We start from the raw sequence: 12,224 nt of genomic DNA, 5'->3' as shown, positions 1-12,224 counted from the left end.
GGGGGGGGGGGGGGGGGGGGGGGGGGGGGGGGGGGGGGGGGGGGGGGGGGGGGGGGGGGGGGGGGGGGGGGGGGGCCCCCCCCCCCCCCCCGCGCACCCCGCGCCCGGATCAGGCGTGGGTCCGATCCCGGGCGGGTATTCCGGGTCGCTCGGCATCGGTGATCTCGGCGATGCCGGTGGTGGTGACCTCGAGGACCCGTGCGGTTCCGATATCGAAGAACAGGCCCGAAAGCGCAACACCGCGCTCCTCGACGGCCCGGGCGACGACCGGATGCTCCCGCAGCGTCTCGAGCTGGACCGCGACGTTGACCATGCTCAGCTGGTCGGCCGGGCCGTACCCGGCGGCCGCCGCGGCCGCCGCCACCGGATGGCCGGCTCGGTAGCGCTGCAGGGCCGCGGCGCCGTGGGCCAGCCAATCGTCGATATCGGGGCCCGCGGACCGGTCGGACAGCAGAGCGTTCATCGCACCGCAGCCGGAATGTCCGCACACCACGACGTTGCGCACCGACAGGTTGTGCAGCGCGAAGCCGAGCGCGGCGTCCACCGACACGTCGGTGCCGCGCGCCGGGATCAGATTGCCGATATTGCGGACGGTGAACAGGTCACCCGGGCCGCTGTTGGTGATCACATTCGGCACGATCCGCGAGTCCGAGCAGGTGAGGAAGAAGGAATCCGGGTCCTGCCCGTCGCGCAGTTCGTCCAGATGCGGCCGCATCACGTGCGCGTGGCTGCGATGGTAGGCGGCGACACCGGCGGCGACCGGATTGCCACCCTCGGAACGCCACGGTCCCAGGACGTCGTCGAGCAGCCCGCGGGCCCGGGCGCGCCGCGGCGGGCGCTCTGCGGCATCGGCCATCCGCACCGTTCCGATCTCGACGAATTCCACGGTGCCGCCGGTACTTTCGTGCTGCTGCGCCCAGGAGTGGATGGCGTCGTAGGCGGCGTGGTCGAGGAAGTCGACCGTCAGCTCCACCAGGACGTCGGCGCCGGCGGGCACCTTGGCCAGCTGCCCGGTCAGCTTCGGCAGGGCCAGGAAGGTGCAGGTGCCGTCCACGCTCACCAGCCACCGGTCGGTTCCCTCGACCGGAGCGGCCTCGACCGAGACGCGCACCACGCGCCACAACAGCAGGGCGAAGGCGACGACCAGGCCGATCAGCACACCCTCGAGCAGGTTCAAGAACACCACCGCGGCGATGGTTACCGCGTAGATCACCAGTTCACCGGTGCGGTGCGCGATCTTGATGTGCGCGAGCTTCACCAGCTGGATACCGATCATCACCAGCAGTCCGGCCAGGGCCGATTTCGGGATCTGCTCGACGACACCCACCAGGGCGATCGAGAACAGCAGCACCCAGACGCCGTGCAGCAGCGCCGAGGCCCGGCTGCGCGCACCGGCGGTCACATTGGTCGCACTGCGCACGATCACGCCGGTGACCGGCAGGCCGCCGATCATGCCCGAGGTCACGTTGGCCGCGCCCTGGGCCATGAGCTCACGGTCGAAGTTGGTCCGCGGGCCGGTGTGCATCTTGTCGACCGCGACCGCCGACAACAGGCTCTCCACGCTGGCGATCAGGGCCACGGTCAGCACCGCCAGTGCGACGCCGCTCCAGTCTCCGCTGGGCATGTTCGGCAGGCCGATGGCGTCGAACAGCGAACCGCTCATCGTGATGCGGGCGGGGTCTCCGGGCAGCACCAGCGACAGCGCGGTGGCGACCACGATCGCCACCAGCGGTCCGGGCACCACCCGGATCTTGGCCGGCACGTAGCGCCAGCCGAGCATGATCGCGATGACCAGACCGCCGATCACGACGTCGATACCGCTGAGGTGCAGCAGCTGATTCGGTAATTCGGTGACGTTCTCCCACGCAGAGCTCTGCGACGATCCGCCGAGCAGGACATGAACCTGCTGCAAGGCGATCGTGATGCCGATGCCGGCGAGCATGGCGTGGACGACGACCGGTGCGATGGCGAGCGCGGCTCGCGCGATCCGGCTCAGGCCGAACACGATCTGCAGCAGGCCGGCGCCGACGGTGATGAAACAGGTTGTCTTCCAGCCGAATTGATTGATGGTCTCGGCCATGACCACGGTCAGTCCGGCGGCCGGGCCGCTGACCTGCAGGACGGAGCCCCCCAGAGTTCCCACCACGATGCCGCCGACGGCGGCGGCGATGAGTCCGGCCGCGACCGGAGCGCCGGTGGCGACCGCGATGCCGATCGAGAGCGGCAGAGCGACGAGAAAGACGACGACGGAAGCGGGCAGATCGTGTCGAAGGACCGAGTTCATCCGGTCCGACCAGCTGGGGCCCGGCGGGGCCGAGGGTCTGGACGTAGCGACGGTGTCGGTGGACATATTGCTCCTTCACCGGAGCCGCCGCGGCGGTCCGGTCGGTCGAACATGTTCTCCAGGCATCGAATTCAGCTGCGAGACTCCGTTGTCCAGCAGTGAGCCGGAAGCGAGGGCAACCCTAATAGTAAAGACTAAGCAAAGCCTTAGAAAAGGATATTTAGCCTCGCACACGTTCCGAATTCGATGTGACGGCCCTCACGCCCTGGAGCTGTGACCTGCACCGGCACCACTGTGCGCCCGCTCAGCGCACGTTTTCCACCCGGGGAATTGCCAAAACTGGGAATGCTCCTTTCAGGAAACCGGCGCCGGCACCGGGTGCCGGAGGTCGTCGATATCGGCGATACCGTCGGGCGTGATCGCGAGCACGCGAGCGGTGGCGATATCGAAGAACAGTCCCGACAGCACCACACCGCGGGCCTCGATCCCGCGACGCACGACGGGATGGGCGGACAGTGTTTCGATCTGCACGGCCACATTCACCATGCCCAGCTGGTCGACCTCGCCGTAGCCGGCGGCCGCGGCCGCCGCCGCGACCGGATGCCCCGCCCGGAAGCGCTCGAGCGCCGGGCGTCCGTGCGCGAGCCAGTCGTCGAGACCCGAGCCGGTGCGCAGACCGTGGTGCAGCGCGTCCATGGCGCCGCAGCCGGAATGCCCGCAGACGACGATCGAGCGCACGTCGAGTTTGTTCAGCGCGTAGACCAGCGCGGCCTCGACCGAGGTGTCGCGGCCGTCGGCGGGGATCAGATTGCCGATATTGCGCACGGTGAACAGGTCGCCCGGGCCGCTGTTGGTGATCACATTGGGCACGATGCGGGAATCGGCACAGGTAACGAACAGCGATTCCGGATCCTGGGTGTGTCGCAGTTCGTCCAGATGCGGCCGGATCATGTGCGCGTGGCCGCGGTGGTAGGCCGCGATACCGGCGGCGATCCGGTCGGAGCGGGTGGTGGGACGCCAGGGCGCGAGAACGTCGTCGAGCATGCGCCGGGCGTGCCCGCGCGCGGGCGGGCCCGCGGTGAGGTCGGCGATCCGGACGGCGCCGAGTTCGACGAATTGCACCGTGCCGCCCAGGCTTTCGTGCCGCTGCGCCCATTCGTGCAAGGCGTCGGATGCGGCGTGGTCGATGAAATCGACGGTCATCTCGACGGTGACCGGAACTCCTGCGGGGATCTGCGCCAGCTGGGCGGTGAGCCGCGGCAGAGCCAGGAAGGTGGCCGAACCGTCCACGGTCACCAGCCAGCGCCCGGTGTCCCCGACCGGCGCGGCCACGATCACCACCCGCACCACGCGCCACATGAGCAGCGCGAACGAGAGCACCAGCCCGATCAGCATGCCCAGCAGCAGATTCCCGAAGATCACGACGAGAACCGTTGCGGCATAGACGATCAGATCGCCGGCCCGGCGCGCGAGGCGGATGTGCGCGAGTTTCACCAGTCCGATGCCGATGACGATCAACAGGCCGGCCAGGGCGGCCTTCGGAATCTGGCGCACCACCTCCACCAGCGCGACGGAGAACACCAGGACCCACACGCCGCTGAGCATGGTGGAGGCCTTGGTTCGCGCGCCGGCCTTGGCGTTGGTGATGCTGCGGACGATGACCGCGGCGATGGGCAGGCCGCCGAGCATGCCGGAGGTCATATTCGCCACGCCCTGACCGAGCAGTTCGCGGTCGAGGTCGGTGCGATACTCCGGCCGCAACCGGTCGACGGCCACCGCGGACAGCAGCGTCTCCACACTGGCGATCAGCGCGATGGTGAACGCGGTCAGCACGACGGCGCTCCAATTGCCGTGCGGCAGTTGCGGTAACGACATCGCGTCGAACAGCGAGCCGTGCAGGGTGATGCGCTCCACGCTGGTGGGGACCACCATCGCGAGCGCGGTCGCGGCGACCACCGCGGCCAGGGGCGCCGGGACCGCCCGCACTCGGCCGGGCAGATAGCGCCAGCCCAGCATGATCGCGATCACCACCCCACCGACCAGCGCGTCCCCGGCGTGCATCACGGTCAGCTGATGCGGCAGCTGCACGATGCTCGCCCACGACGAGCTCAGCGTCTGCCCGCCCAGCAGCACATGCAACTGCTGCAGTGCGATCACCACGCCGATGCCGGCGAGCATGGCGTGCACCACCACCGGCGCGATGGCCAGCGCGGCGCGCGCGATGCGGCTCAGGCCGAACACCACCTGCAGCGCACCGGCGCACACGGTGATGAAACAGGTTGTGGCCCAGCCGAACTGGTGGATGGACTCGGCCACCACGACGGTGAGGCTGGCGGTGGGCCCGCTGACCTGCAGGACCGAACCGCCACACAGCCCGGCGACCAGACCGCCGACGACAGCGGCGATCAGCCCCGCCGCGACCGGCGCGCCCATGGCGACGGCCACACCGATGGACAGGGGTAACGCGACGAGGAAAACCACCACGGAGGCGGGTAGATCGTGTCGTACAGCGACCGAGAAGCTCCGAGGTGACGTCCGTCGGACCGAGTCGGTGTCGGTGGACATATTTCTCCTTCGCCGAACCGGTGTCGGTTCGGTCCATCGGTGGAACATGTACTGGCATCGAGAGGGGGCGGGCGAAGCGAAGAACGCGAGATGTGTTGTGGCTGCGACGCATCCGGACATGCGAGCCCGGCAGCGGCACAACGCGCTTAATAGTAAAGACAACGCAAAGCAGTTGGAAAGGGTTTTCAGCACAAAAGTCGGTACCGGGACCCAATTGTGATATATATCACAACTCGACTCGGGGTCTCCAACCCATCGACACTCCTCCGGAGCGGAGGAGATCGTCGAAAACAGCTGGCGCAGAATCGCTTCGCGTCGCCCACGGGCGATACTACCGCAGCGGCATTCCTGGTCACTTGTACGATTCGCCTATCACCGAGGGCGATCGCGACCGCCGCGGCGCACTGCGGGACAGTGGGAAGGCAGGGTCGGTGTCGGGCGCCGGCCGGGACCGAGACGAGGAGGCAACAGTGCATATCGCGGTACTGGGCATGGGACGGATGGGCCGCGCCGTGGCCGGGCGCCTGCTCGACGGCGGGCATCGGGTGACGGTGTGGAATCGCACGGAAGGCAAAGCGGCCGAACTGATTTCGGCCGGAGCGACGGAGGCCGGCACTGTCGCGGCAGCCGTGTCGGGAGTCGACGCGGCCCTCACCGCGCTCGCCGACGACGCGGCGGTGACCTCGGTGGCCTTCGGCGAGCTGCAGACATCCCTCGATTCCGGGACCCCCTATATCGACTGTTCGACCGTCTCCCCCGCATTGGGCGCCGCCCTCGCCGACGCCTTCGGTGACCGGTTCCTCGCCCTTCCGATCGTGGGCGCGCCCGGCGCGGTCACAGCCGGGAAGGCGACGCTGCTGGCCGGTGGGCCCGCACCGCTGCGGGACCGACTCGCACCTCTGCTCGGCACGCTCTCCGAGCGGGTGCGCCACTACGATTCGGCGGCCCATGCGCTGACCGCCAAGGTGACCACGAACTTCCTGCTGATCACCGGGGTGGCGGCGCTGGCGGAGGCGTTCGCCGTGGGGCGATCCGGCGGACTCGGCGACGCTGAGCTGCGCGAATTGCTCGCCGACGCGCCGGTCGTCGCGCCCGCCCTGGCGAATCGCTTCGATGCCGTGCTCACCGCATCCCCTGACGGATGGTGGACCACCGTCCTGGGCGCCAAGGACGCGGGACTCGCCTTCGACCTCGCCGCGGAGGCGGGCGCCCACCTGCCGTTGGCGGAAATCGTCCGCAAGCGTTACGAGGATGCGGCACGAACGAATCCCGGCGCCGATATCGCGGCCATCGCCGCGCTGTACCGGGACGGCGGCGACTCGGCGCAGGGGTGAGCGATCGCCTCGCCGACTCCCGGCGGGGCGACGCGAGGCTCGGCAACTCAGGGGCTGGGCCTCTCAGGGCTGCGCCGGTCAGGGCCGGGCCGGTCAGGGCTCGGCTCTCACCCGGGCCCTCAGGACTGGGCCGATCCGGACGCGGCAGCTCCGGACTCGGCGGCCCCGGGCTCGGCGAAGTGCACGACTTCCCACAGATGCCCGTCGGGGTCGGCGAAGTAGCCGGCGTAGATCCCCCACGGCCGCGTGCGCGCGGGCTGCACCACGGTGCCGCCCGACGCGCCGGCGAGTTCCAGAACTCGTTCCGCCTCGGCGTCACTGTCGACGAACCAGCCCAGACTCATCGCGGAACCGCGCATACGTTCCGGCGGGATACTCGCGTCCTTGGCCAGGTCGTCGCGCCCGTAGAGCGCCAGCGTCACCCCGTTGCCGAGCGTGAACATGACCACCGCCCCACCGGGATTCTCCACGTCCGGCCGGAATTCGGTTCCGATGATCCCCGGTGACTCCAGTCCGAGCGCTCGGTAGAACCGCAGCGACACCTCCAGATCGCGCACGCCCAGCGTGATCGCGTGGATCTGTGCTCGCACCCCGATACCTCCGTTCTCGTCGTTGTCCGCACGCAGTCAACCCCGAGGCGCCGGGGATGTCTTGAACGGATCGGACACGTCGCGCGCTCGGTCTCACTGCCGCACGCGCCGCGTAACTCCCGGCGCCGATGTCGCGGACCGGATCGCATAGCGCGGCGCGACCGCGAAATGCCGTCCAGCCGCACCTGAAACCGCTGGTCACGCCGGTGCGGTCCAGGCCGGCCGGCCGCGTAACCAGGTCTTTACCGCAAGCCCTTGTCGCGTAACGCGGATTCTCCGCACGCTACCGGCATGCACCACCGCTCCGAACAGCTCCACTCCGATCGGACCGCCCGCGACCGCCGGGCCTTCGACGATCAGATGCGCGAAATCCTGCCCGCCGCAGCGCAGCTGCCCGCCCGGCGGCTGCGGGATCTGCTGCGCGCCGATCTGCGGGCGGGCGCGTTCGGCACCGGGCGGTTGCCCGGCGAGCCGGAATTGATGGCGCGCCACCATCTCCCGCGTGATGTGGTCCGCGCCGCGCTGAGCATGCTGCGCGCCGACGGTCTGATCGAGCGACGCCGCGGCGTGGGGACGGTGGCGGTCGGTGAGCACTACGTCGTCTCCGGCGCGCTGCCGCCGGAGGGCCGGACGCTCGAGCAGCACCTGGCCCTGGGCCGGATCTCACCTCGCCTGCTGTATTGGGCCTGGATCCCGGCACCGCCGGTGATCGCCGCCCATCTGGCCGGCGTAGGGCCCGGAGACGACTGTCTGTGCGTCGAATACGTTCTGCTGCTCGACGATCGCCCGCTCGCGGTGTTCACCAATTACCTGCGCGCGCCGGAGGCGACGCGCATCGACCAGGCCGCATTCGGCGACGACTTCTACAGCCTGCTGCGCGGCGGCCGGGTGGATGTCGGGGGCAGCGACGTCGGCGTCCAAGCCGCGCGCGCCGACGATTGCACCGCGGCACTGCTGCACGTCCTGCCCGGTGAGCCGGTGCTGCTGGTGGAACAGACGATCCGCACCCGCGACGGAGTCGCCGTCGATTACGCCCTGGGCTCCTGCCGCGCCGAGATCCAGCTCGAACTCGGCGCCATCCCCCGCCTCGACATGACCGCCACCCTGCCCCGCTGATGTGAGGACGACCATGACACTCGCCGATCCACCCGTACTCTCCGGCCTGACCGAGGCCGCCGCCGCGCTGCGCTCCGGCGAGACCACCGCCACCCGGCTGGTCGAACAGGCCCTCGCCGCCGCCGACGCGCACGACGCGGCGCTCGGTGTCTACCTGTCGCGGTTCGACGAGCGTGCCGTCGCACAGGCCGCGCGCATCGACGAGAAGCTGGCCGCCGGCGTTCCGGTCGGGCCGCTGGCCGGAATCCCGATGGGAATCAAGGATATTCTCGCCCATTCCGCCGCACCGACCACCGCGCAGAGCCTGGTTCTCGATCCCGGCTGGGGCGCCGCCCAGGGCGATTGCGCGGTGGTCCGCCGGCTCGAGGAGGCGGGCGCCGTCGTCACCGGCAAGGTGACCACGATGGAATTCGCCATCGGCATCCCGGATCCGGCCAAACCCTTTCCGGTGCCGCGTAATCCGTGGGATTCGTCCCGCTGGGCGGGCGGGTCGAGTTCGGGATCGGGCAGCGGCGTGGCCGCCGGGATGTTCCTCGGCGCCGTCGGGACCGACACCGCGGGCAGTATCCGGATCCCGGCCGCCTTCAACGGAATCACCGGATTGAAACCGACTTTCGGCCGCGTCCCGAAGTCCGGTGTGGTTCCGCTGGGCTACACCCTCGACCATCCGGGCCCGATGGCTCGGTCGGCCGCCGACTGCGCCCTGCTGCTGTCGGTGCTGGCGGGCTACGACCCGGCCGATCCCTACAGTGCGCACACGCCGGTCGACGACTATCCCGGCGCGCTCACCGGCGATCTGACCGGACTGACCATCGGCGTGGACACCCTGGACCGGTTCGCCGACGGCGGTGTCGATCCCGCTCAGCCACAGCGACTTTCCGACGCGGTGGCCGTGCTCGCCGAGGCGGGCGCCCGCATCGTGCCCGTGGAGGTGCCGATGTACCGGGAGCTGACCGCGGTCGACGTCGTGGTCATGCTCGCGGAGGCACACGCCTACCACCGGACCGCACTGCGCGAACGCTGGGCGGACTACGGCCGGGCCACCCGCGTCATCCTCGCGGGCGGCGATGCGGTCAGCGGCCCGGATTATGTTCAGGCCCAAAGGGTTCGCCGCATCGGCCGGCAGCGGATGACCGAACTGCTGAGCAAGGTGGATCTGGTGGTGACACCGACCGGGCACCTCGGCGCCCCCGCGATCGCCGATCTGGATCAGCGGCAACCGATGGGTGTGCTGTCGAGTCTGCACACGCCGTACTGGAACCCGCTCGGCAATCCCACCCTCGCGTTGCCGATCGGCACGACCGCCGACGGTCTGCCGCTGTCGATGTCGGTGTCCGGCAACCATTTCGACGAGGCCACCGTCCTGCGCGCCGGTGACGCCTACCAGCGCCGCACCACCCATCACACCGAGATCCCCACCGCTCTCCGCTGAACCGTCAGGAGCCGATCATGACCTGGACCACCGACCCCGAGGAAATCACCGCGGTCGACGCGATGCGCGCCGCCGTGCGCGCGATGGCCGACCTGCTCGCCGCGGTCGACGCCACCCGCTGGGCCGACCCGGCAGGCGGTTTCGATCTCACCTGAGGTTGCGTCACCGCCGTTTCACGACGTGGAGGCATCGGGCCGGCCCCAGCGAAGCGGCGATGCCACCGATTCGACCGGCCCGGCGTGCGGCCTCCGCCACCGCCGCCGCGCCGGCCGCACGCGCCGCGCCGACCGCGATACGTGCGACGAGATCGGGACGAAACAGTGCCGCCGGCCGCTGCGTCAGCCCCATCACGCGATAGAGCGTCGCCGCGACGACCGGATCGCGCTCCGCGGCGGCCAGAACCGGGTCGAGGGCCGCGACCGCGGCACGGATCGCCGGATCGGGGTGTGGGCCGACATGTGGCATCGCGCTGTCGGCGATCACGGTGAGCTGCCAGGCGATATCGATGTCGGGTGTCACCGCGGTGTAGAAGCGGCGGGCGAGATCGCGGTCGCCGCCCGCGGCGAGACAGCGTTGCAGCACCCGCATCTGGATCGCCGCGATCGTCATGCCCTGTCCGTAGACGGGACTGAAACTGCACAGGCCGTCACCGACCGCGAGCAGTCCGGACGGGAACCGGTCGAGGCGTTCGTAGCGCCGGCGCAGGTTGGCCTTGTAGCGGAAGGTGGCGACATCGGTGAGCAGTTCGGCCCGTCGTAACGCCGCACGCACGCCCGGCGGAGCGAGGGCCGCCGCGAAGTCCAGGAAGGCCGCCGGATCCGCGGGTGGTTGTTCGCCGGCGTGCCCGATCAGGGTGAGTACGTAGCGATTCCGGCCTTCCACCGCGAACAGCGCCAGGGCGCGCGGCGGAAGTTCTCGCACGCCGACGGTCAACGACTTGTCGGTCCCCAGCGCGCCCGGCTCGAGTTCGACGAAGGCGCTGCGGTAGACGATGTCGATGGTGGTGCCCTCTTCTCGCGGTCGCGGATAGCCGAGGGCGGCCAGCCAGCCCGGGACGACGCCGCCGCGTCCGGTGGCGGCGACCACGAGGTCAGCGGCCAGCTCGTCCACGCCGCCCGGGTCGTGCACCGTCACGCCGGTGACGCGCGACGCCGACGGGTTCGTGGTGACGCCGGATACCTCGGTACGATCGCGCAGGACCACATTGGGCAGCGACCGAATACGTTGCCGCACATGGTGTTCCACATGCGGACGACTGGCCTGAAGGCCGCGGTACCCGGTGGAGACCTGCGCGAGAGTGCGCCCGGCCATCTGAAAGTTGACCTCCCCCAGCACATCACAGTCGATCGCCCCGGCGGCGCGCATCTGCGCCTCGAATCCCGGGAAGAACGCCTCGAGAAGATCCTTTCCACGCGGCAGCAACCCGTGCACATGCCGGCCCTGCGGCACGCCCCTGCGCGCCTGCGGACCGTCGGGCAGCGCATCGCGCTCGACGACAGTGACGCGGTCGTAATGGTCGCTCAGTACCCGGGCCGCGAGCAGACCGCCCATGCCGGCCCCCACGACCACCGCGTGTTCGCCAATTCTCGCCATCGAGCCACCTTCGTCGGAATCAGTGAGACTGAACTACAAATTAGTCTCAGGACGTCGGGGAAACAACAGCCGGTCCGTACCGACGCGCGCGAGAGGGCACAATGAGGCGGTGACCAGGTCCGCGACCGAACTGATGGATGCCGCACTGCAACTCGTGACGGAATCCGGCCTGACCGACCTCACGCTGACCGACGTGGCGCGGCGCGCGGGCGTCTCGCGCGCGACCACCTACCGGGAGTTCGGCGACAAGGACGGACTGGTGGCCGCCCTCGTCCGGCGCGAGATCGGCGCCATGATCGCCGCCGCGTACCAGGTCGTCGACATGACGGCACGGACACCCGAGTTGACCCGCACGGCAACACTTTTCGCGCTGAGCTACCTTCGGGGCCACGCCGCGTTCGGGTACATCCGCACGCACGAACCGCAGTGGCTGCTGAATGCCGCCGTCACGCACGTGGATGCCGAGCGCAACCTCGTCGAAACCGTCGCCACGCTTCTGACCCCACTACTGTCCCTGCGGCGCGCCGACGAGCTGCGGGTGACACCGGAACAGGCCGCCGAGATCATCGTGCGCACCGTGTTGTCGCACATACTCGTCGAGCGCAGCACCCTGAGCGACGACGAGATCGCGGAAATGGTCGCACGGGCGATTTCGGTATGAGCACGCCTCCGGTCTGAGACGGGCTTCAGATCGAGTATCACCGTTCCGCCCTAGGGCCTCGGCGGCGGACCACGCGCGTCGACCGATCTGCCGACCGTCCCCCGACCGGTGATCCAGCACACATGCAATTTAGGTTGTGCGCAATTTTATTGCGTCCTACATTTGTAGCCATGACCGATCCGATGGCGCTCGACCAGCAGCTGTGCTTCCAGCTGTACGCCGCCTCCCGCGCGATGACGGCCCGCTATCGGCCGCAGCTGGACGCACTGGGCCTGACGTATCCGCAGTATCTGGTCATGCTGGCGCTGTGGGAGCGCGACGGGCGCGGCGTCGGCGATCTCTGCTCCGCCCTCGCTTTGGATTCCGGCACGCTCTCACCGCTGTTGAAGCGCCTCGAGGCCGCCGGATTCGTCGAGCGCCGGCGCGCCGCGGACGACGAACGCCGGGTCGAGATCCGGCTCACCGAGCGCGGAAGCGCGCTGCGGGAACGCGCGTGCGACATTCCGGCGCGCATGGCCGCCACCTTCGGCGGCGGACTGTCATTGAACGAGCTGGTGACATTGCGCGAAACCCTGGCCCGGCTGACTGCCGCGCTGAACACCGAACCGGATGCCGCAGGCGCATCCACCGAGAGAAAGCGATGACCGAT

The 12,224-nt window shown here is 69.6% G+C and carries 10 protein-coding genes; 6 read left to right on the top strand and 4 right to left on the bottom strand.

Annotated features, from left to right (window positions below; translation table 11 throughout):
- Window positions 1-109: 109 nt before the first annotated feature.
- Entirely contained in the window at window positions 110-2,350 is a 2,241-nt protein-coding gene (locus A5780_RS31450; protein ID WP_064910792.1) for a bifunctional SulP family inorganic anion transporter/carbonic anhydrase, read from the bottom strand.
- A gap of 288 nt (window positions 2,351-2,638) precedes the next feature.
- Window positions 2,639-4,849: a SulP family inorganic anion transporter gene (locus A5780_RS31445; protein WP_064910790.1), complete on the bottom strand. Its 2,211-nt coding sequence runs from the start codon at window positions 4,847-4,849 to the stop codon at window positions 2,639-2,641.
- A gap of 470 nt (window positions 4,850-5,319) precedes the next feature.
- On the opposite strand from A5780_RS31445, the gene A5780_RS31440 reads away from it, so the two are divergent.
- The gene (locus A5780_RS31440; RefSeq protein WP_146098663.1) at window positions 5,320-6,183 is read left to right on the top strand and encodes an NAD(P)-dependent oxidoreductase; all 864 of its coding nucleotides are present in this window, start codon (window positions 5,320-5,322) and stop codon (window positions 6,181-6,183) included.
- Between the two features lie 119 nt (window positions 6,184-6,302).
- On the opposite strand, the gene A5780_RS31435 is transcribed toward A5780_RS31440, so the two are convergent.
- Window positions 6,303-6,773 carry a VOC family protein gene (locus A5780_RS31435; RefSeq protein ID WP_064910786.1) on the bottom strand — a complete coding sequence of 157 codons (471 nt, stop codon included), beginning with the start codon at window positions 6,771-6,773 and terminating at the stop codon, window positions 6,303-6,305.
- 291 nt (window positions 6,774-7,064) lie between these two features.
- Between A5780_RS31435 and A5780_RS31430 the strand changes: the two genes are divergently transcribed.
- The 3 genes from A5780_RS31430 to A5780_RS40425 are packed head-to-tail and all read left to right on the top strand — an operon-like array spanning window position 7,065 to window position 9,476.
- Window positions 7,065-7,889, top strand: a complete 825-nt coding sequence (locus A5780_RS31430) for a GntR family transcriptional regulator (RefSeq protein WP_063015582.1) — start codon at window positions 7,065-7,067, stop codon at window positions 7,887-7,889.
- A gap of 13 nt (window positions 7,890-7,902) precedes the next feature.
- The gene (locus A5780_RS31425; protein ID WP_064910784.1) at window positions 7,903-9,321 is read left to right on the top strand and encodes an amidase; all 1,419 of its coding nucleotides are present in this window, start codon (window positions 7,903-7,905) and stop codon (window positions 9,319-9,321) included.
- Window positions 9,322-9,338: 17 nt separating this feature from the next.
- Entirely contained in the window at window positions 9,339-9,476 is a 138-nt protein-coding gene (locus A5780_RS40425; protein ID WP_156511386.1) for a hypothetical protein, read from the top strand.
- 7 nt (window positions 9,477-9,483) lie between these two features.
- On the opposite strand, the gene A5780_RS31420 is transcribed toward A5780_RS40425, so the two are convergent.
- Window positions 9,484-10,914: an NAD(P)/FAD-dependent oxidoreductase gene (locus A5780_RS31420; protein WP_156769721.1), complete on the bottom strand. Its 1,431-nt coding sequence runs from the start codon at window positions 10,912-10,914 to the stop codon at window positions 9,484-9,486.
- 109 nt (window positions 10,915-11,023) lie between these two features.
- Between A5780_RS31420 and A5780_RS31415 the strand changes: the two genes are divergently transcribed.
- Together A5780_RS31415 and A5780_RS31410 are read left to right on the top strand one after the other, a co-directional pair.
- Window positions 11,024-11,575, top strand: coding sequence for a TetR/AcrR family transcriptional regulator (locus A5780_RS31415; protein WP_227463209.1), 552 nt, complete (start codon window positions 11,024-11,026; stop codon window positions 11,573-11,575).
- Between the two features lie 170 nt (window positions 11,576-11,745).
- On the top strand, window positions 11,746-12,219 hold the full coding sequence (locus tag A5780_RS31410; RefSeq protein ID WP_064910780.1) for a MarR family winged helix-turn-helix transcriptional regulator: 474 nt from the start codon (window positions 11,746-11,748) through the stop codon (window positions 12,217-12,219).
- Window positions 12,220-12,224 lie beyond the last annotated feature (5 nt).

This window comes from Nocardia sp. 852002-20019_SCH5090214 (assembly GCF_001665865.1).
GTDB lineage: Bacteria > Actinomycetota > Actinomycetes > Mycobacteriales > Mycobacteriaceae > Nocardia > Nocardia nova.
This window is presented reverse-complemented; position numbering and strand designations above follow the sequence as displayed.